Origin of the sequence: Methanoregula sp. (genome assembly GCF_049518935.1) — an archaeon.
Lineage (GTDB): Archaea > Halobacteriota > Methanomicrobia > Methanomicrobiales > Methanospirillaceae > Methanoregula.
The window spans coordinates 212,760-233,855 of sequence record NZ_JBEKRH010000001.1 but is presented as its reverse complement, the minus strand read 5'-3'; the positions used below and the strand labels follow the sequence as shown (position 1 = coordinate 233,855).

At 48.6% G+C, this 21,096-nt stretch carries 20 protein-coding genes; 16 read left to right on the top strand and 4 right to left on the bottom strand.

Features of this window, described 5'->3' with window-relative positions; translation table 11 throughout:
* Window positions 1–11 precede the first annotated feature (11 nt).
* From hisS to ABSE13_RS01060, 8 genes are all read left to right on the top strand, one after another.
* The gene (gene hisS, locus ABSE13_RS01095) at window positions 12–1,247 is read left to right on the top strand and encodes a histidine--tRNA ligase (protein WP_424026628.1); all 1,236 of its coding nucleotides are present in this window, start codon (window positions 12–14) and stop codon (window positions 1,245–1,247) included.
* On the top strand, window positions 1,234–3,036 hold the full coding sequence (locus tag ABSE13_RS01090) for a DNA topoisomerase VI subunit B (RefSeq protein WP_424026627.1): 1,803 nt from the start codon (window positions 1,234–1,236) through the stop codon (window positions 3,034–3,036). The genes hisS and ABSE13_RS01090 overlap by 14 nt, the downstream gene beginning before the upstream one ends.
* Complete coding sequence (locus tag ABSE13_RS01085; RefSeq protein ID WP_424026626.1) at window positions 3,029–4,117, top strand: DNA topoisomerase IV subunit A; 1,089 nt, start codon at window positions 3,029–3,031, stop codon at window positions 4,115–4,117. The genes ABSE13_RS01090 and ABSE13_RS01085 overlap by 8 nt, the downstream gene beginning before the upstream one ends.
* Window positions 4,118–4,123: 6 nt before the next feature.
* Window positions 4,124–5,155, top strand: coding sequence for a glycosyltransferase family 4 protein (locus ABSE13_RS01080; RefSeq protein ID WP_424026625.1), 1,032 nt, complete (start codon window positions 4,124–4,126; stop codon window positions 5,153–5,155).
* A 98-nt stretch (window positions 5,156–5,253) separates the two neighbouring features.
* The gene (locus ABSE13_RS01075) at window positions 5,254–6,243 is read left to right on the top strand and encodes an SDR family NAD(P)-dependent oxidoreductase (RefSeq protein ID WP_424026624.1); all 990 of its coding nucleotides are present in this window, start codon (window positions 5,254–5,256) and stop codon (window positions 6,241–6,243) included.
* Window positions 6,240–7,178 carry a dTDP-glucose 4,6-dehydratase gene (locus ABSE13_RS01070; protein ID WP_424026623.1) on the top strand — a complete coding sequence of 313 codons (939 nt, stop codon included), beginning with the start codon at window positions 6,240–6,242 and terminating at the stop codon, window positions 7,176–7,178. Before ABSE13_RS01075 ends, ABSE13_RS01070 begins: the two co-directional genes overlap by 4 nt.
* 10 nt (window positions 7,179–7,188) lie before the next feature.
* Window positions 7,189–7,842 (top strand): HAD family hydrolase, encoded by a 654-nt coding sequence (locus tag ABSE13_RS01065; RefSeq protein ID WP_424026622.1) that lies wholly within the window; start codon window positions 7,189–7,191, stop codon window positions 7,840–7,842.
* Window positions 7,839–8,504: a cyclase family protein gene (locus ABSE13_RS01060; protein ID WP_424026621.1), complete on the top strand. Its 666-nt coding sequence runs from the start codon at window positions 7,839–7,841 to the stop codon at window positions 8,502–8,504. The genes ABSE13_RS01065 and ABSE13_RS01060 overlap by 4 nt, the downstream gene beginning before the upstream one ends.
* A gap of 28 nt (window positions 8,505–8,532) precedes the next feature.
* Here ABSE13_RS01060 and ABSE13_RS01055 read toward each other — a convergent pair whose 3' ends face one another.
* The 4 genes from ABSE13_RS01055 to ABSE13_RS01040 form a co-directional block, all read right to left on the bottom strand.
* Window positions 8,533–9,444 (bottom strand): SDR family oxidoreductase, encoded by a 912-nt coding sequence (locus ABSE13_RS01055; protein ID WP_424026620.1) that lies wholly within the window; start codon window positions 9,442–9,444, stop codon window positions 8,533–8,535.
* 141 nt (window positions 9,445–9,585) lie between these two features.
* Window positions 9,586–10,041 (bottom strand): acyltransferase, encoded by a 456-nt coding sequence (locus ABSE13_RS01050; RefSeq protein ID WP_424026619.1) that lies wholly within the window; start codon window positions 10,039–10,041, stop codon window positions 9,586–9,588.
* Between the two features lie 403 nt (window positions 10,042–10,444).
* Window positions 10,445–11,377 carry a glycosyltransferase family 2 protein gene (locus tag ABSE13_RS01045; RefSeq protein ID WP_424026793.1) on the bottom strand — a complete coding sequence of 311 codons (933 nt, stop codon included), beginning with the start codon at window positions 11,375–11,377 and terminating at the stop codon, window positions 10,445–10,447.
* A gap of 64 nt (window positions 11,378–11,441) precedes the next feature.
* Window positions 11,442–13,298 carry a hypothetical protein gene (locus ABSE13_RS01040; protein ID WP_424026618.1) on the bottom strand — a complete coding sequence of 619 codons (1,857 nt, stop codon included), beginning with the start codon at window positions 13,296–13,298 and terminating at the stop codon, window positions 11,442–11,444.
* A gap of 191 nt (window positions 13,299–13,489) precedes the next feature.
* Between ABSE13_RS01040 and ABSE13_RS01035 the strand changes: the two genes are divergently transcribed.
* The 8 genes from ABSE13_RS01035 (at window position 13,490) to ABSE13_RS01000 (ending at window position 20,838) form a co-directional block, all read left to right on the top strand.
* Entirely contained in the window at window positions 13,490–14,353 is an 864-nt protein-coding gene (locus ABSE13_RS01035) for an NAD(P)-dependent oxidoreductase (RefSeq protein ID WP_424026617.1), read from the top strand.
* Window positions 14,350–15,252 carry an NAD-dependent epimerase/dehydratase family protein gene (locus tag ABSE13_RS01030; RefSeq protein ID WP_424026616.1) on the top strand — a complete coding sequence of 301 codons (903 nt, stop codon included), beginning with the start codon at window positions 14,350–14,352 and terminating at the stop codon, window positions 15,250–15,252. The genes ABSE13_RS01035 and ABSE13_RS01030 overlap by 4 nt, the downstream gene beginning before the upstream one ends.
* A gap of 79 nt (window positions 15,253–15,331) precedes the next feature.
* Window positions 15,332–16,168: a class I SAM-dependent methyltransferase gene (locus ABSE13_RS01025; RefSeq protein ID WP_424026615.1), complete on the top strand. Its 837-nt coding sequence runs from the start codon at window positions 15,332–15,334 to the stop codon at window positions 16,166–16,168.
* A 26-nt stretch (window positions 16,169–16,194) separates the two neighbouring features.
* On the top strand, window positions 16,195–17,229 hold the full coding sequence (locus ABSE13_RS01020) for a Gfo/Idh/MocA family protein (RefSeq protein ID WP_424026614.1): 1,035 nt from the start codon (window positions 16,195–16,197) through the stop codon (window positions 17,227–17,229).
* Between the two features lie 19 nt (window positions 17,230–17,248).
* Window positions 17,249–18,196 carry an NAD-dependent epimerase/dehydratase family protein gene (locus tag ABSE13_RS01015; protein WP_424026613.1) on the top strand — a complete coding sequence of 316 codons (948 nt, stop codon included), beginning with the start codon at window positions 17,249–17,251 and terminating at the stop codon, window positions 18,194–18,196.
* 31 nt (window positions 18,197–18,227) lie between these two features.
* Window positions 18,228–18,959, top strand: coding sequence for an acylneuraminate cytidylyltransferase family protein (locus ABSE13_RS01010; protein WP_424026612.1), 732 nt, complete (start codon window positions 18,228–18,230; stop codon window positions 18,957–18,959).
* 4 nt (window positions 18,960–18,963) lie between these two features.
* Complete coding sequence (locus ABSE13_RS01005; RefSeq protein ID WP_424026611.1) at window positions 18,964–20,040, top strand: pyridoxal phosphate-dependent aminotransferase; 1,077 nt, start codon at window positions 18,964–18,966, stop codon at window positions 20,038–20,040.
* 57 nt (window positions 20,041–20,097) lie between these two features.
* Window positions 20,098–20,838, top strand: a complete 741-nt coding sequence (locus ABSE13_RS01000; RefSeq protein ID WP_424026610.1) for a methyltransferase domain-containing protein — start codon at window positions 20,098–20,100, stop codon at window positions 20,836–20,838.
* Window positions 20,839–21,096: the final 258 nt, after the last annotated feature.

Genomic DNA, 21,096 nt, shown 5'->3' with positions numbered 1-21,096 from the left:
GATTTTATATCATGCTCCAGAAACCGCGAGGGACAAGGGACTTTTTACCGGATGAGATGGAAGCCCGCCGGGCTGTCGAATGGCGCCTGCGGGAAGTGGCGCGTTGCTGGGGATACCGCGAGGTCTGCACACCGGAGTTCGAGGATCTGGAACTCTTCACGATGCGGTCCGGAGAAGGGATCATAGAGGAGATGTATGTCTTCGAGGACAAGGGCGGCCGGAAGATGGCCCTTCGTCCCGAGATCACTGCCGCAGTCATCCGGATGTACATCAACGAAGCGAAAGTAGCTCCCAAACCCCTCCGGTGGTGCTACTATGCGGACTGTTTCCGGTACGAGCGGCCCCAGAAAGGCCGGTACCGCCAGTTCTGGCAGTTCGGGGTCGAACTCATAGGTGCGGATACCGCAGCTGCTGATGCGGAAACGATCATGCTGGCTTCCGATATGCTGAACGCAACCGGCGTCACGTATGATCTGAAAGTCGGGCACCTCTCCTTCATGAAGAACCTGGTAAAGGATCTCGAACCTGCAATGCAGCGAAGGGTGCGGGTGCACCTCGACAAAAAGGACTTTGACGGGCTCAATGCGACCCTCGAATCGCTGAACAAGGTGGATCTTGCTGCCTCCCTCACTGCACTTGTGGCGACCCGGGATCTTGCGGAAGCTTTCGAGATCGCCGGTACGATCCCTGAGAAGGAACGGGTGGAGCAGACAATTGACTCTCTTGATGCGGCAGGTGTAAAATATTCCCTGAATTTTGGGATCGCCCGCGGGCTTGACTACTATACCGGGATCGTGTTCGAAGGATTCGCGGAGAACCTCGGGGCAGAGAACCAGATCCTTGGCGGCGGGGCGTACCGTCTCGCCCATCTCTTCGGTGGTGATGATGTAGCATCCTGCGGGTTTGCAATCGGCTTTGATCGCGTTATGGTCTCCCTTGGCGAGACCCGGGCCAGGAAGGATACGGTGGTTGGTCTGGTCTGCACAAGTGAGGGCCGGAAACGGGCTCTTGAAGTGGGTCGCGCTCTCCGCGATGCCGGTATCCGCACCGAGATGGATCTGATGGAGCGGGGACTCGGTGCCCAGCTTGCGCATGCCGCGAAAACCGCGGACTTTGCCGTTGTCATCGGCCAGCGGGAAGCGGAATCGGGCGAAGTCACCTTAAAGAACCTGAAGACCGGCGAGCAGAAAACGGTCGGCCTCGGGGAAGCCATAGCTGAGGTGGGGGGGGCCCGTGGTTCTTGCTGACGAACTGGCAAAACAGCAGCGCAGTATCAGTGTAGCGGAATTCTTCGAGAAGAACAAGCACCTGCTCGGGTTCGACTCCCCGACGCGCGGCGTCATCACCACGATCAAGGAAGCGGTGGACAATGCGCTGGATGCCTGCGAGGAAGCGCAGGTACTTCCTGATATATTCATCAGCATCAAAAAGACCGGCAACGATATCTTCCGGATCATTGTCGAGGACAATGGTCCCGGCATCGTGCCGGCGCAGGTGCCGTTTGTTTTTGGCAAGCTTCTCTACGGCTCGCGGTTCCACCAGATCCGGCAGACCCGCGGCCAGCAGGGTATCGGCATCTCGGCCGCTGTTCTCTATGCCCAGCTCACGAGCGGTCTTCCCACGGTCATCATCTCCCGTACCGGGCATAAGGAATCTGCGCACCGGTTCGAGATCCAGATAAAGATCGAGACTAATGAGCCGGATATCATCTCCGAGGGGCCGTTCGAATGGGACCGGATCCACGGTACCCGTGTACAGATTGAGTTCAGGAGCACAATGGCGGCAAAGAAGAAGCTGCTCGAATACCTCCGGTACACTTCCATCGTCAATCCGCATGCCCGCTTCCGCGTGGAACTGGACGATGAAGCATTTACGTTCGAGCGCGTCAGCCAGGAAGTGATTGCCTGCCCGGTTGCCATCCAGCCGCACCCGCACGGGATCGAGTTCGGGCAGCTCAAACGGATGGCGGCAGCCAGTGAGGAAAACCTTCTCGATTTTCTCGTGAACGGGTTCAGCCGGGTCGGAAAGAAGTCTGCCCAGGATATGTGCGACAGGGCCGGCCTGAAATCTACAATCACGGTAAACGGGCTGAACCCCGAGCAGCTCAAGGCGCTGCTTGCAGCCATGCAGGCAGTTGTCGTTCCCGCACCCCCGTCATCCCAGTGCCTCTCCCCGATTGGTGAGGAACTGATCCGGCGCGGGCTCGATAAGGAGTTCCAGATGGATTTTGTTGCCGCCCGCACCCGACCGAGCGCGGTCTTCTCGGGCCACTCATTCATGGTAGAAGCAGCGATCGGGTATGGCGGCAAGCTTCCTGCCGAAGGAAATGCGATCATCCTCCGGTTTGCCAACCGCGTCCCTCTCATGTACCAGCAGGGTGCCTGTGCGATCACGGAATGCATCTCGCGGGTGAACTGGAAATCCTATAACATCTCGCAACAGGGATTGCCTACCGGTTCCATCCTGATTCTGGTCCACGTCGCATCCACCAACGTTCCGTTTACGAGTGAAAGCAAGGACGCGATCGCAAGCATACCGGAGATTGAGAAGGAGATTGTGCTCGCGCTTCAGGATCTCGGCCGCGATCTCAAGCTCTTCGTCTCCCGCCGGGACAAGGGCAAGCTGGCCGAGGACCGGGCCCGCGCCGTTTGTGCGATCATCCCCGAGATCGCGGAGAAGGTGAGCGAGATCGTGGAAAAACCGCTTGTCGACACTTCCCCGATCGAAGGCAAGCTCATGCGGAAACTGATCGTCAAGAGATGGACCCGCGACGGGAAGGTCACGATCGAGCTCTCCAACTACAGTGGCTCTGATGGCGAGATCTCGGTTTACGATATCTCGGGCGACAATGCGGCCGACGCAAGTCCGAAAGCGGATTTTGTGAGTGAGATGGACGGGCAGTTCACGAAAGTATGGAAGATTGTCGTGCCTCCCAAGGAAGTCTCGCGCATCTCCTATTCAGGGAAAGGCGGGGGAATCCTCGAGATCCGCGGTATAGATGACGCGAAGAAAATGGTGGTGGATCTCGATGTCTAAGGAAGAACTGGAGAAGAAATCGCTGGCAGCCCTGCTCCGGATCGCGACTGCATGGTACGACCAGATGAAGTCGGGGGAGATCCCGTCCATTTCCCTCCCGACCCGTACGAAGTACAATATCGAGTTCGATGATGCGAGCGAGGTCTGGAAGTACGGGGACAAGGAGAGCATGCGCACCGCCGCCTCGGCAAAGAGCGCAACGCACCTGCTGAAGATGGCCTACGTGATCGGGTTCATCAAGCAGCAGCTCAAAGAGAACCGGTCCTCGACATTAAGAGAAATGTATTACATCTCCGAGGGATGGAAACGCGCGAAGTTCGGCGCACAGGATGAAAGCAACTTCTTAATCGAGGACCTTGAGATCCTCTCGGATGTCCCCCGCGAAGGATTCCACCTCCATCCCGAAGAGAACGGTGCTTCCATCTACGGTCCGATGCGGATCCGGGAGGAGACCCGGCGGGGGATGAAGACGATCCATTGCCAGGATGATGTCGGTCAGGCCGGGTACACCATCCCCAACAACGTGGAAAATATCGAGTTCGTGGATCACGATGCAAAGTTCGTCATCGCCATAGAAACAGGTGGTATGTACGACCGTCTGATCGAGAACGGGTTTGACGAGGAGCACAATGCGATCCTCGTCCACCTCAAGGGCCAGCCGGCGCGTTCGACGCGGCGGATGCTCAACAAGATCAGTTCGAACTGGGATCTCCCGGTGATGGTCTTTACCGATGGCGACCCGTGGTCGTACCGCATCTTTGCATCGGTCGCATACGGTGCAATCAAGAGCGCCCACATGTCCGAGTTGCTCGCAACCCCGAAGTCCCAGTTCCTCGGACTGCAGCCAAGCGATATCCGGGACTACAACCTGCCTTCGGACAAACTGACTGACAAGGATGTCGAGGCGCTCAAGGCCGAGCTCACCGATCCACGATTTGCCACGGACTACTGGAGAAAACAGATAAACCTGCAGATCGAGATGAACCTGAAGTCAGAACAGCAGGCATTTGCTGCACGGGGGCTGGACTTTGTCACGAAAAAATATTTGCCGGCACGACTGAGCGAGATGGGAATTATTTAGGTAGCCATGGAATCGTATACTCTCGGCCTGTTTGCCAATATGTATCCTGCGTATGAGGGGGACTATCGCGGAATCTTCATACAGCAGATGGTCAGGGATCTCGAATCCTGTGGTGTTATGGTAAAAAAGGCGGTGAATTCACATAACTCTCCTGTCGGTTACATCCCCTTTTATTATGAGTCGCTTCGTCTCGCACGAAATAAGGATCTTGACCTGATGCAGGCGGAATATATCCCCCACAGCAGTATCATTCCGGCAGTGTTTGGGCGCAAGGATGTCCCTCTCATACTAAAATTTCATGGTGATGATGCCCGCATTTTCCCGTTTAAAAACCGGCTTTACGGGCATATCACCCGCTCGATGATCCGCCAGGCCGCATACGTGATTACTGCAAGCGAGGAAATGAAAACGCCTCTCCTGCGTTTCGGTCTTGATCCAGAACGTTCTGCAGCTGTTCATACCGGCGTTGACACACGGTTCTTCACTCCCGGATCCAAAGAGGAGGCACGCCGGATCCTTGGATTGTCAATGGAAAAGACAATATTCCTTTTTGTAGGAAGACTTCACCGGTGGAAAGGGATCTTTGAAATTATCCAGGTTGCGAGAATCTGCCCGGACTTCCTTTTTATCTTCGTGGGGCCGGGACAGGTACCGGATCATCCCCAAAATTGCATATTTACAGGGCCGAAAAATCCCGGGGAAATCCGCCAATGGCTGAATGCAGCGGACTGCCTCCTTCTCCCTACGTATACTGAGGCGGTACCCGCTGTTGTCATGGAAGCATTTGCCTGTGGTATCCCTGCAATAACCTCTGACGTGGGAGGATGCCCGGAGATTATCGAGCAGGGGAAAAACGGGCTCCTTGTGCCATCCCGGGATGTAATCTCCCTGAAAAGTGCTGTGGAATGGATGAATAATAATCCCGATGATCGCCGTCGTATGGGAAATGAGGCAAGGATTACCGTATGCGAGCGGTACGATCATGAAATCCTGACAAAGAAACTCATAGCGATTCATATCGCACTCATTCATCCGTAACCTGTTGTCAGGATGTGCCTGCCCTCCCGGAGATTAATGGAGGAAAAGATTTTATCGACTTCCAAGAAATATATAGAAAATTACTTCGCGGGTTTACGATGAAGAGCTTTTATCAGGACAAGAACCTCTTAATAACCGGCGGAGCCGGCAGCATAGGTCAGGCCCTCTGTGAAAAACTGCTGGAATACCATCCAAAAACAATAGCACTTTTTGACATCAATGAAAACGGTCTGTTCAATCTTCGCCAGAAGTATGGAAAAAATTTTGGTGATACGATCCGGTTTCTTCTGGGTGATATCAAGAACCTTGATCGGCTCCAGTATGCTTTCAAGAATGTAGATATCGTCATCCATGCGGCATCCTACAAGCATGTTCTTGAATGTGAATACAACCCTCTCGATGCAGTTGAAACCAATATCAATGGAACGACAAATGTCATCCAGGCAGCAATCAACCAGAGTGTGAAAAAGGTAATCTTTACCAGTTCTGATAAGGCGGCAAATCCCTCTAACACGATGGGGACGACAAAACTGCTTGCAGAAAAACTCATAATCGCGGCAAATGACTATGGTGCCAGGACTACGGTCTTTTCCTGCTGCCGGTTTGGTAACGTTGTCGGTACAAGTGGCTCGGTTATCCCGTTGTTCAGAAAACAGATTCTCGAAGATGGTGCCATTACCATTACCGATCCTGTCATGACACGGTTTATGATCACCCAGGATACTGCAATCGATCTTGTCCTTAAATCAGGCTTCGTTTCCGAGGGGGGGGAAATTTTTATCTTCAAGATGCCGGTGGTCAGGATCGGGGATCTGGCTGATGTGATGATCAGGAAATATGGAAAAGCAAAGAAGGTAATCATCGGCAAAAAACCCGGTGAGAAGATGTATGAGGAGATCATGACGGAAGAGGAGATGTCCCGTGCTCTGGAAGGGAGTGACATGTATATCATCCTCCCCCAGACAAAGACTCAGGAGTTTACCTGTTATTCAGGATATGCCCCGGTAAAATCCATCAGGAAATCCTCCGAGATGAAGCCACTCAAACCAGCAGAGATTCAACAGCTTCTCAACGAGGCCCATGTATGACCGTACTGGTCACCGGTGGAGCAGGCTTTATCGGGCGCTGGGTAGTCGGGCATCTCCTCAATGAAGGCAATTCTGTCGTGGTGCTTGACGATCTCTCCAACGGAAGCAGGGAAAACCTGTCCGAGTTTTCAAAAAGATCAGATCTCACTGTCAAAATCGGGGATATCAAGGATAAACAAACCCTGTCTGATATCTTCAGGACCGATATCGAAGAGATCATCCATCTTGCAGCGAATATCAATGTCCAGGAAAGTATCGATAACCCGAGGAAAGTCTTTGAGAACGATGTGATCGGGACATTCAATATTCTTGAAGAAGCAAAAAAGGCAGATGCACGGTTTGCATTTATCAGTACCTGCATGGTTTACGATACTGCATCATCCGGCGAAGCTATATCAGAAACCCACCCGACAAAAGCCGCCTCCCCGTATGCCGGTGCAAAACTTGCCGGTGAAAATATGGTACAATCGTACTACCATGCGTATGGATTACCTGCTGTAATTCTCCGCCCGTTCAATACGTATGGCCCTTATCAGAAGACCACCGGGGAAGGGGGCGTTGTTCCGATCTTTGTGAACAAAGAGCTGAACGGAGAAACTCTGAATATCTACGGTGACGGTAACCAGACCCGCGATCTGATGTATGTGGAAGACTGTGCAGAATTTGTGGTCAGGGCCGCGATGAGTGACCGGTGTACCGGGCAGATACTAAATGCAGGCCTTGGCAAAGATATCACGATTAACGATCTTGCGGCCATGATCTGCAAAGACAGGAGCCGTATAAAACACATCCAGCATATCCATCCCCAGAGTGAGATTCCCCGGCTTGTCTGCGACCGGTCAAAAGCAAAGAAACTGCTCGGGTGGGAACCGGGGACGTCACTTGAAGAGGGGATTGGGAAGACCCGGGAATTCATGAACCTTACGAGGAGATAAACCGGCACATATGATTGACACGGTGATTCTTGATTTTGATGGTGTCATTCTGGAATCAGTTTCAGTGAAAACAGACGCTTTCCGGTCCCTTTTCTCATTTGTCCCTGATCACGTCGATGAGATTATAGAGTACCACCTTTCCCATGGGGGGGTTTCCCGGTTTGATAAATTCAGATTCATTTACCATGACCTGCTGAAAAAAGACCTGTCAGAGGAACAGTTTAATTTTCTTTCTGAAGAGTTTGCAAAACTGGTGTACAACGGGGTACTCACATCTCCTTATGTGAACGGAGCAATGCCTTTTTTGGAAAAAAATCATCAGCGGTTTCACCTTTTCGTTGTTTCTGCTACCCCGGAAGAAGAGCTGATCTCCATCATCAGGACCCGGGGGATAGCACACTATCTCCAAGGCGTTTATGGAGCACCCCGGAAAAAAGAGGATTGTATCAGGCATATTTTATCTGAACGGGGAATCACTTCGGATTCTGCACTTTTTGTCGGGGACTCTCCCAACGATCTCGAAGCAGCACAAAAGACCGGGGTTCATTTTATCGGGAGAGTCAGACCTGGAGATACTGATCGGTTTTCTGGTAAGCCGGGTATCGAACGGGTTATTGGAGATCTATCCGGGCTGGCGGACTGCATTGAGGGAGTTGTCAGATGATACGGATCTCGTATCCCCTCAGACGAGACACCCCCCTGTATCCAGGTACTGCCCCGCTGAAAATAACTCCCGACAAATCGATGTCTCATGGCGATTCCTCTAACACCAGTGTATTCACCTTCAACAGTCATTCCACAACACATATCGATGTACCCCGCCATTTCTGCCAGAACGGATATTCCGTATCTGACCTGATGGATGATGAGATGGTCTTTTTCCCGGCGTACTGCCTCGATATTCCAAAAAATGACGGTGAATGCATCAGCACCAGCGATTTTTCAACGATTTCTTCCGGGATTTCGGATGCCGAAGCCCTGTTGATTAAAACAGGATTTTTTCAGTATCGGCTTTGTGACAATGACCGGTATTCCAATCATCATCCCTGGATTCATCCCGATCTTCCCGATATGTTGAGAATGGTTTTCCCCAACCTGAAACTGGTCTGTTTTGATATGCTGTCCATTTCAGTACCCGGTCACCGCGAGGAAGGGCGACAATCCCATCGCGCATTCCTTTGTGGAAATTCCCCGATCCTCCTTCTTGAGGATGCCGATTTGTCCGATCCCCTCTTGTTGCATAAACGGCATCATCTCCGGATCCATCCCTGGATCTTTGAAGATACCGATGGAGTGCCCGTAGTTGCATTCGTCACGGATAATTGATTCCCGGGAGATGACATCCGTTGAACTGCTATCCAAGATGTGATTTAATATCCCTGTTCTGATAAAACCGTGACAGATTCTCTTCAAGGCCCGGGGTTTTTCGGGAGAACATGTGTTCGTATTTGCTTATGGAAAGGGAAAGGTCACCCTGTCTTCTGGCTTTGAATGAATCCGGTTTCGTCGTTGATGGCGTGATCGTTGAAGTATCAAAACCAAATTTTCGTGCTAGTGCCATACCGAATTCGTATTTCGAACAACGTTCCGATCCTACAATGTTTAAAACTCCCCCAAAATCTGAGCGCATGACAAATTCCAGTGCCTCAGTAAGGTAACTGACTTCGATCGGGCAGAAATACAGATCGGTGAATAGGGTTATTGGTGTTTTCTCACGCAGGCTGTTGAAGATCCACTCAGCAAATGTGGGGGGATGGTACCGGGGACTCCACCCGAAAAAATTGGTTCTGATAATTGCAGCATCCGGAGCCAGATGACGAACCGTATCCTCTGCCTTCAGTTTCATAGTTCCATACACGTTTAAGGGGGCCGGCAGGTCCTCTTCCGAATACATCATCTTTTGCCCGTCAAACAGTTGATCGGAGGAGATATGGATCAGGTGACATTCCCGTTCCGATAAAGACCCTGCAATCGTGCGGGCTGTATCCACGATCATTTTTTCAGCCAGGTCCGGTTTCTCTTCACACAAATCCACATTCACAAGACTAACCGTATTGATGACGACATCCGGTTCAATTGTTGAGATGAGATTGTCAACAAAGGATTTGTCGAGTAAATCCCCCTGGAAGAATCGCTCGTTTTTTTGCCCTGCGGGATCTCCCGTGCGGGAGGTTGAAAAGATTTCATAATTCCTGTTACCGGAGAGTGTGTGGATTAGGTTTGATCCTAAAAAACCGCGAGACCCGGTGATGAGAATTTTTGTCATGTCATTACTGTTTATTGTAAAACCGGATGATAATTGTCTCGATATTCCTTAATCCTGTGTTGGCAGCTCATTTCCGGATATTCCGGGAACGGGATGCGTTGGGCCCCCCATAAATAATGGTATTTTGCTAGACTCATTTTTTTATTGTATCTGTTTTATTGGTTTACAGGGGTTGCCGACGGCAACTACCTGTGAAGGAATATCTTTTGTTACAATGGATCCGGCACCTATTGCACTTCGGGCTCCAATATGTACATCGGGAAGTACTACAACATTGGCACCTATCCATACCCCATCATCGATTACTATTCGTCCAGGGATGTGACCGCTCCCTTTTCGATAATCATGGTTTGCAGAACGAAGTACTGTATTACATCCGATAGAGACATTGTCACCAATGATAATCTCTCCCCCTCCGTCGGAATTTATTACCACATTCCGGTTGGTTGAAAAATTTTCTCCGATTTGTATCCTGCCATTTCCCTGGTAAATATGTGATAACGGCATCAAACTTAAATTCTTTTTAAATTTTACTCCCTGAAGCAGTAAATACGATCTCCAGTATATATTGTGCATATTTTGAATAATGTTTAGCATCGTCAGCACCAAAATGTACTATTCATTAAGATTTTTCCTATCATATTTATTTTTCTCAACCTGCATTGTGAGATCTCTGCCCATTTCATGAAGGCATATCGCACGATTTTTTTATGAGATCTTGAACGTTTTACTTATTTGTCAAAAACCCTGCTGCCACTACCGGGAATACTGCTTATGGCGGACCGTATTCCGGTGATGATGCGTTTGACCTCAAAAATCGTGGCGGTGAAGATGAGTTCTCATAATTTTGATGGGGCCAATCACCACGAATTCGTCATACCGTTTTTCTTACGGAAATGAGTTGGTTATGGAATACGTTCACCATGTGTCCCCCTTCTTAAATCCCTTACACAACGAGCACCGGTATTCTCAAGCCGATCTGAATCCTGATGGAACAGAATCATTTTCTGAAATTCTCATCTGTCTGGACGAGATCGCATCTTATGATCGAATACAGTCCGGAAAGATTTCCTTTTGCCTCTCTCAACCCCCCGAGATCCCGTTCTTTTATACTCTTGAGGATGTTGAGAATAATGAGGCCAAAGGTTGACCAGTAAAACAGGAATATCGATAATTCCGGGTTTTTTTCCACGAAATGATATCGGTTGATGACCGACATTTTTCCAAGGGCTGTATTCTTCATCTTATTGTAGGGTGGGGGATTATGCCAGACTTTTGCTTCACAGAGGGTATAGAGATCAAATTTTTTGGAAACGGCATAACTGAAATCTACATCTTCCTGGTATGCCCACCCGGCATACCATTCATCAAACTGGTACTTGCCAAGGATCTCACGTCGCCAGACCGTGGCCCCTCCACACAACCAGTCGCTTTTGATATCTTTTGTAAGGGGTACTTCGGCAGACACGAACCCGGACTTCAGTACTTTTCCGGGAATGGAACTGTCTATGCAAAATATCCGCGTAATAACTTTTGAAAGTGGATTTCTCGTGGGGTTATTCACGATATTGAACTGAGTGCCCCCCGTGTTTTCCGGACATGATTGCCAGAATGTTAACAGTTTTTCCACGGTATCGGGTTCCATCTCAATATCGTCGTCCAGAAAACAGACAAGGGAGATCCCGTCTTCCAGACTGCGGATCCCGATATTTCTCTGTTTTGTAAGAGAGGGCTGGCTGACATGCTTATAGGTGAAGGGTATGCGGGTCCTTATCCTCAGATCATTTTCAAAAGGCTGATCACTCCCGTCCACAATGAGAACCTGATCAGGCTGAACCGTTTGTGCTTCAATGCTCGTAAGCAGTTTTGCCAGTAATTCAAGTCGGTTTCTCGTGGGTACGATTATCCCCAGTCTGTGCCTGAAAGTCTGCATTTCCATAGTACCCACGGATTAACCCCGCATTTTCAGCTCTTGCATCTATTTATTTTTAAATTATTCAATGGTTTTTACCAAGGAACACACTAATCGCACTACCATCAATCGGTGCAAAAAATTCCTGCACAAACGCTTTCCCTGTTTTCTGGGATTCGAATCCTTCCCTGGAAATCGTTAAAAATGCCTGATACATCTCTTCCGGTCGTGAAACAGAAACAATGTGATCGCTCTCGTTAAAAATATCCCTGTCAATTGTCAGATCTGAACGGACATGCAGTATCGGGATTCCCCGGGCCAGTGCTTCAACGGCAACGGTAGATCCGGTATACACAACAAGGTCAACACAGGATAGCAGGTAATCAACCGGTTTATCACTGACGATGAAGTTACCTGGGATTTGCGACAGGAACGCGGAGATCTTTCTTTTAGGAAACGTTGGGTGGAGCTTGACTATGCACGAAATCTCTTCTTTATTGCCAAAGGCGTGTATTGTTTTTGTGACAAGTTCAAGAGTTGAATTGATGTCATCAGTAGGAATGATTAATATATTTTTTATGCCCCTCTTTTTGGGGCTCACCGGGGAAGTCACATCCAAGGAATGGTAGCGGTATGCTCCGCCAATGATAACCCGGTTGTGATCGAATCCCGAATTGATTAATACGTCCTGTGCTCTCACACCGTTCACTACAACCATATCCGGCAGTGGGAGAAAATCCCGTTCATATGATGAGACCGAGTAGAATGTTTCCATTTTGCTGATCGTTGAATGCGCATACCCGATTATTGCGGTGTCTGGTGAGAACTCCCTGAACGACAGGCAGAACAACTTTTCCCACATTAAGTTTTCAAAGGAATAAATAAATGACCGGACTGAACAGTTTTTTGAGATCTTCTGACCCACCAGATAGTTGAGATATGTCTGGAATGCACGGAGGTTTCTCCGATCTGCTTCAAGTTCCTCATATACAATCGGGGCGATATCCATATCCCTGAACCGGGGAATTTCCGTCGGTTTTGGAAAGTGAGCCGAGACCGAATATACTGATAACAGGATGTCAAGTGGATTTATGAACTCCTCCATTACAAGGAAATCTTCCCTCATCCCCATGAGTCTGGATAACGCAACCGGAAAAAAACAGGTTGGCAGGACATCGATGAGATACCAGACACCAGGATGAATTTTTTTAAGATCGCTTCCCAGGCGTCCAAGAAACACATCCTCATACATGCCAGGAGTCTGGAACGATCGGTGGTCTGTCCAGGAGTGTATTAAAATTATTTCTCCCTCATGAGCAAAGCTCTTTTTCTGAAAAATCCTTGACACCGAAAAAAGATATGCCAAAACACATCGCCCGGTCCATCGGACAAGAAAAATTGCAGTACTTCTCAGCCGGAGGATCCCGTTCAGGAGATCTTTCATGACCGGCCGGGACGGATTATAATCGACGTGGATATCTTCTGTCTCCTTCAAAAAAGTATCAATTGCTGTCATCAGTGCCGGAGATTCACAGATGATAACCAGGTTCTGGAATGTCTTTTTTTTATAAATATCCGCAACTACCTCCAGGTAACAGCTATAGAGAAATACATTTGAAATGAACGGGTTTTTTTCAGAAATTGATGTCAGCCACCAAAACCTGGTTCTCTCGGAAGCTCCCATTCTTCCAACATAATCGATATAATCCTGCCGGGCATTGTTGGCAATCGTCTGCAATGAGTCTGCAATATCCAGTCGTTGGGCCTTCATCCCGATCAGATCATTCAGGAACAGGCTCAATGGGACGTCTTTTCCCAGAAATATCCAATAAACGTTATTTTTTGAATTTTCAATTCTTTTATCTTCATTCTCAAAAAATACCTTTATGCTTGTGGGGTCTGCAGGTAAAATTGCAATATACCGCGTTTTTGTATCCGACATGATAATAATCCAGAATGCGGGGAAAATGCTGTAATTATTGTACTTCCGTTTGACTCTCGTGATACAAATTTATTACGGTTAAAACACAATATCACTTGAAATCCGGGTAATTCGTGAATTTTATGAAAAAAATCAATGTTGCGGTTACGATACGATCTTTCAATAAAGATAATCTGAGCAGGGAGGGCTTCATGAAACGATGTGAAGTCTCCTTTTTTAATGCAACGGGTCGTCGTTTATCCGAAAATGAACTCATCCGGGCACTTGATGGTGCTGATGCGGTTATTGCCGGGACCGAACACCTTGGTGAGAACGTTTTTGCAGCCTGCCCATGTCTCAGGATAATTTCCCGGGTTGGTGTTGGTGTCGATAATATCGATCTTGAAGCGGCAAAAAAAAATCACGTGATTATTCTCTCTACGCCGGAAGCGCCGGTTCAGGCAGTTGCTGAGCATACGATCGCGTTGTTACTCTCCCTCATGAAACATATCCCGATGTACAATGTGAACGTGAGAAACGGCAATTTCACGCTGACCGCGGGATCCCTGCTCTGCGGAAAAACCGCAGGTATCGTCGGAATGGGGCGTATTGGAAAGAAAGTGGCATCAATCCTCACGGGTTTCGGCTGCCGGATACTCTATTATGACCCGTTTGTTCAGAACAGCATCCCTGAATCGTGGGAGAGACTGGAACGTCTTGAAGACTTAATGAGTCGATCTGATATCCTGTCCCTTCACTCGCCACCCCAGCCGGATGGATCCCCCATTATCACTGCAGAACTTATGACATGCTCCCGTCGGGGAATGATTATTATTAATACCTCGCGGGGTTCAGTATTAGATGAGCAAGCTCTCATGCATGGTCTGGATTCCGGAGTGATCTCCGGAGCGGGACTCGATGTTTTTTCTGTCGAACCTTATACGGGGCCGTTGTTAAAATATCCGCAGGTTATTGTCACACCTCATGTTTCTTCAAATACCACGGAGTCACGGGATCAGATGGAGACCGATGCTATGGATAATTTACTGACTGCAATAGAGGGTGTTATGCAATGAAAGTGCTGGTAACCGGTGGATCAGGTTTTCTCGGAAGTCATATTGTCAGGGAATTGGTAAAAAATAACGTAGAGACGATCATTTTTGATAAAACGGCACCAAAAAATCTTAAATCCCCGATCACAGACTCAGACTATTTCACATTTATAAAAGGCGATGTGCTCGACTATGATGCAGTATACAAAGCAATGGAATCCTGCGATATTGTCATCCACGCAGCAGCTATCGCCAACCTGGACAAAGCACGTTCAATGCCTGTCAAAACGATGCAGGTCAATGTTATCGGAACGGTTAATTGCCTCGAAGCTGCCAGGAATCTTGGCGTAAAGCGATTTCTCTATGCAAGTTCAGTATATACTGCCGGGAAATGGGGATCTTTTTATCGCGTTTCCAAGCAGGCCGGGGAGTCCTTGTGCAAGACATTCTACGAGGAATTTGGCCTGGAATATACAATAGTGCGGTATGGAAGCCTGTATGGACGTGATGCCAATGAATGGAATCCCATTTATAATGTGCTGAAGGCCCTTCTCACCACCAGTGAATATACCTACATCAGTTCCAAGGATGCCGTCCGGGAGTATATCCACATCTACGATGCAGCCCGGGAAACCGTCCGGATAGCACTGGCCCCGCAATTTGCAGAAAAAGCTGTGCTGATCACAGGGCACCAGAGAATCAAAGTCGAAGAGCTGTTTTCCATTATCAAGGAGATCCTGGGAAAAGAGATCACAATCCATTACACTCCTGCCGAAAAACACAAGCACTATGTTATGACCCCGTATTCATTCCAGGCGGACATTCCCGAACGGGTAAATCTGTCCACGTATGTTGATATCACCGAAGGACTTCTTGATTGTCTCCGGGAAATCCAGAATGAACTGGACCAGGATAAGAACTGATACCTGAATAGTATTCCCGATAAATCCGGAACTGATTATGACCACTTGTTACCTTTGCCAGAATGACACATTTGACCTTGTGACCGAGAAACTTCGGTATGACGTTCCAAAAAAAGCATATAAATGTAAAAAATGCGGGCTCGTCTTCCTGTCCCCCCGTATGACCCCGGAAGAGGAACGGATCTTTTATGAGAAGGAATACGGTGACATCTACAGCACCGAAAAGGGAACGACCCCCGACAAATTATTCCAGTCACGTCTGCCTGATGCACAACTATACTTCGACTGGGTTAAACCGTATCTTGCCTCCTCGCACGATTGTCTTGAACTTGGATGTGCATCCGGCTATTTCCTTGCAACTATCCGCGATACGGTAGCACGCGTGTCCGGAATAGAAACACACAAGCTTCTCAATGAGTATTGCAGGAATATCGGGATCAACACCTATGAATCCCTTGAGGGATGCGGAGACTCCCAGTTTGACAGGATTTTCATGTTCTTCCTCCTCGAGCATATCGGGGATCCTGTCGAGTACCTCCACTCCGTAGACCGGGTCATGAAGCCGGGTGGAAAGCTTTTCATTGTTGTCCCCAATGTCAACGATGCCCTCATGAGCCTGTACGATATTCCTGCATTCAAGGATTTTTACTTCACGCCGGCCCATCAGTATTATTACACGAAGGAGACCCTTACCGCTATGCTGGAAAAGGCCGGGATGAACACGATCTCGGTTTTCCCACGCCAGAGGTATGACCTGTCGAACCACATGCACTGGATGATGAACGGGAAACCCGGGGGAGCTGGCCGGTATAATTCCGTCTTTTCCCGGGAATTACTCCATGAATATGCCAAGAATCTCGAAGATCATTTCCTGTGCGATACCCTTTTTGCGGTTATCACAAAAACGGATCATTAACGGAAAGAAACCAGGACGTCACGATTATGGCCGAGAGAAAAAAAGCAGCGATTATTGGTTTTGGGGGAATGGGTCAGCGGCATCATTCCGCCTACGCATCTATCGGTGTCGATGTTGTTGCAATTTCTGACTGGGAACCGCAAAAAGTAAGGACTTTGCTGCCGTCATTCGATCCCGATCGTATCTACCATACCTACCAGGATCTTATAGAAAATGAGAAGGACAACGTGGATATTTTAAGTGTGGTGACAAACGGCCCCACGCACGCGGAAATCACTATCTGTGGATCCGAGGCCGGGATACGCAATATCCTCTGTGAAAAACCGATGGCAACAAATCTTCCCGATGCACAACGGGTTATCGATGTGTGCAGGAAAAACAACACCCGTCTTGCAGTAAACCATATCCGGCGATGGAGCCCCGACTATTCAAAGATAAAAGCGATCATAAAAAATGGGATTATCGGGGATATCCGGCATATGTACTTCAGTTGCGGATCAACAGGGATTGGGAATTTTGCGATACATTTTTTCGATACCGCACGCTTCCTGACCGATAGTGAACCCGATTGGGCGGTAGGATTTCTTGATATGACGGGAACACCCAATCCCCGGGGAAAATCATTTGTTGATCCCGGCGGATATGCAGTTATCCGGTTTAAAAACGGCGTCCGGTTTTTTATCGACACTTCGGAAGATACCGGAGTCCAGTATTCTTTCCAGATTGTCGGTGCCTATGGCAGGATAATTATTGATGAACTGAACGACCACTGGGAGATCAGGGCGAGGAACGCCGATAATAAAAAGATTCCCCTCACCCGGTACGGCACAGATATGGATCCCGTCTCCTTCAGGAGTGAGGAGAAACTTGATATAGTCCGTCTCACTTCGAGAGCAATGGCAGAACTCCTCTCGGGCCAGTCGATCAGCTCTACCGGGGACGATGGCAGGAAGTCTCTTGAGATGGTGATAGGGATCCATCTTTCCGATGATGCTGAAAATGCAAAAGTCCCCTTCCCTGTTACGGGAAAAGGTCTTGAAAAAGATGTAAAAATCGCATGAACGGGCCACAGGAATTCTGATGAAAAAAGAGATACTTATCACCGGGGGTGCGGGATTTATCGGTTCCCACCTGGCAAAGAGGCTGCTTTCCGACGGGCATTCGGTAACGATTATCGACAATCTCGCTACCGGCAGCAAAAAGAATGTACTTCCCGAGGCAACCTTCATCAAAGCAGACCTTTGTAATAAGAACGTACTTAAAAAAATTCCCTCGAAAGAGTACGATGCGGTCCTCCATCTTGCGGCACAGTCTTCCGGTGAAGTATCCAATGAACAACCGGAGCATGACCTGAAGGTCAATACCCTGAGTACCCTGCAACTGCTGAAATGGTGCAAAGATTCCGGTATCCCCCGGTTCATGTACGCAAGCTCCATGGCAGTATATGGTGACACCGCACATTCACCGGTTGCCGAGAATGATCCGTGCCAGCCGCTGTCCTTTTACGGGATATCCAAGCTTTCCAGTGAACAGTACGTTCAGCATTTTTCAAATGAAGGACTGGATACAACCTGTTTCCGGATGTTTTCCGTGTACGGTCCCGGGCAGAATATCACCAATATGAAACAGGGAATGGTCAGTATCTTCCTCGCATATCTCCTGAAAGGAGAGCCAATCTGGGTGAAAGGAAGCGGGGACCGGTTCAGGGACTTCATCTTTGTCGATGATGTCGTTAACGCATGGTGCTCTTCCCTTGACAGCCCCCGTACGTTTGGCAAAATCTATAACCTGGCCACCGGTAAAAAAACCCTGGTTCGTGAACTCGTCGAAAAGGAGATACGTGCTTTCGGGTCAGAACCCGCTGCATACCCGGTAAAATATGAAGGTCATACACCCGCAGATCAGTTTGGGTTATATGCCGATATCTCAAGACTCAGGGAAGACCTTGCATGGGAACCTGCGGTCAGCCTCGATGCCGGATTAAAGCAGATGTTTGCATGGGCAAAGAAAGAATATCTTCACGAATAACCATTTATTATACGTTCAGGTGTTTCACGCAATGATTCCTGCATTATTGATTGGAAGGGAAGGAAGTGTCGGGTTTCCGGGAAAAAATGTGTATCCGGTTCTTGGGAAACCCCTGATGGCATATCCGTTGATGGCTGCAAAAAAGGCAAAATCTGTCGATACGGTATATGTTTCTACGGATTCCCAGAAGATCAAATCGATTGGGAAGGAATACGGGGCTGAAATTATTGATCGACCCCCAGAGCTTTGTTCCAAGGAAGCGTTGGGAGAAGATGCATACGTTCATGGCTACCGCTATATAAAGGAAAAGACCGGTAAAGATATCGAACTGGTTGTACTTCTCTTCTGTAATGCAGCAACAATTCTGCCTGAAACCATAGATGAAGGAATTGCCGTGCTGAGAAAAAATCCCGGCTATGATTCTGCTGTAACGGTCTCAAAATACAACATGTGGAGTCCCCTCCGTGCCCGGAAAGAAGGGGCTGACGGCTTATTGCACCCCTTCGTTCCTTTCGAAACGTTCGGCGACCCGAAATCACTCAATTGCGATCGTGACTCGCAAGGCGATGTCTGGTTTGCAGATATGAGTGTATCCATCGTCAGGCCACACTGTCTTGAGCATCTTGAGGAGGGGCTCCTTCCCCAAAAATGGATGGGGCAGAATATTTATCCTCTTAAACAGTGGGGTGGATGCGACGTCGATTATGAATGGCAGATCCCGCAGGTCAGATTCTGGCTCGAAAAACACGGGTTTAAGGAGTAACTGCATGGTCAGGCCGAAATCACATCTTGAGGATATATACCGATCATCAGCTGAAAAGTTTGACAGGACCCGGTACCTGCGTCTCGACAAGAATGAAAATACCGGCACTATACCTGCCCCGGTACTTGAGATTATCAAATCAGGGATTACACCGGAATTAATCTCCTCCTATCCCCAGGTCTATCCCCTCTATGAAAAATTAGGCCGGGTGCTCGGTCTGGATGAAGATTGCCTCCTTCTGACTGCGGGTTCTGATGCAGCGATAAAAAACGTATTTGAAGTGTTCGTTAATCCCGGTGATGAGATCATCATTCCCGATCCCACCTATGCGATGTACGAAATTTATGCCCAACTTTTCCAGGGTGTATTGCAAAAAGTACCCTATGGGGCGGATCTGACGTTTTCGCTTGATGACGTATATGAAAAGATTACCGATAAAACAAAGCTTATCGCGCTTGCAAACCCGAACAGTCCCACGGGGTGTGTTCTGGATCAGCAGGAACTTGTGGCTCTCATAAAGTATGCTGAAGAAAAGGACATTCTGCTCCTGATCGACGAAGCGTACTATCCGTATTATCCCCATTCAGTAATCGATTATATTCCCGGCTGCAGGAATCTTATTGTCACGAGGACGTTTTCAAAAGCCTACGGCCTTGCCTCGTTGCGCCTGGGTTTTGCTGCTGCGAATCCGGATACAATCCGCTCGCTGGCCAAATTCCGGCCGATCTATGAGACAAATGGTCTTGCCGTCCTCTTCGGGTGTCAGCTGCTGGATCATCCTGAGATCATCTCCAGGAATGTGAGTGATATTACTGAAGGAAGAGAGTTCCTCTTTAAGGAAATGGAAAAAATGGGTTTTTCCTGTTATCCGAGCCATACGAATTTTCTCAATATCCGGGTCGGGCAAAAACTCGTTATACCGTTAACTGATCACCTTAAGGCCCGGGGAATTCTTATAAAACCCGGCTATGACCACCCGGCGCTGAAGGAATGCATCCGGGTGACAATTGGTCCGATCCCCCAGATGAAACCGGTGATTGAATCTATTCGAGATTACATTGAACATAATTCTCAGATCTGATGCTGAAAGCACCGGATATTCTTCCCGTCCCTGAGAAATCTTTCCGGAGCAGGTACCATGTCGCCCGATGAAAACAAGAACAACCCCTGGTCCGTCCCGAATGCGGTACATTTTTACGCGAAGAACCGGCAGTCCGTTGACGAAGTGTACGCATCCGAAGAGTTCTTTCTTAAACAGGTGATTCAGCCGAATATCTCGATTCTCGACGTTGGATGTGCGGCAGGCGGTTTTTATAACATTTTCAGATCCATTGAGCCATCCGTCCGGTATACCGGGGTGGATTTTTCATTAGAGATGGTTCAGGAGGCAAAAAGATGTTTTCCCGGGACAGCGTTTGCAGCAAGTGACGGTGGTGCACTACCATTCAGGGCAGAATCCTTCGATGTTGTGTATTGTTCCGGGGCAATCCACCTGTCACCGGACTGGAGGGATATCCTGAGAGACTGCTGGAGAGTTACGAAAAACCACTTCGTATTCGATGTGAGGCTCGTTGAGACAGGCGGATCTGTTGAAGATATTAAAAAATCCTATGAAAAGATCGCGTTTTTCAACAACTGGGATGGAAAAGCCATCGTTCCCTACATTGTACTGAACGTGCGGGATTTCCTCCATGAAATTTCCCGTCTTGTGCCGGAACCGGTTTCACAGCAGTATTTTGGATATTACCGGCCGGTTTCGAAAATGGCAGTTTCTCCCTATAGCGAAGTATGCATGTCTATGTGTTGTTTCAGTAAGAATATGCTGACGGAAAAGGGTGTTGTGTGGAACTTGCCGATAAAATACGAAAAATGCCCGTGACCCCGGAGTATCTCAAACTACGATCTTTTTGGAACTGAAAAAACCAGGTCTTTCCGCCCGGGACTGGGATCTCTGTGAACTGGCCCACCGGGATACCGGACGATCATTTCTTCCTAACGTTATTAACGAAGTTTAACGCTTCAGAGCACCGCTCCTGCCTCCCCGTTGTAGCGAACCCCTGCAACGTCTCACCATTTTGTTTTAAACCTGTGAAGACCAACGATAGTATATGTCATCTTTTAGCGAATGAGGACGCAT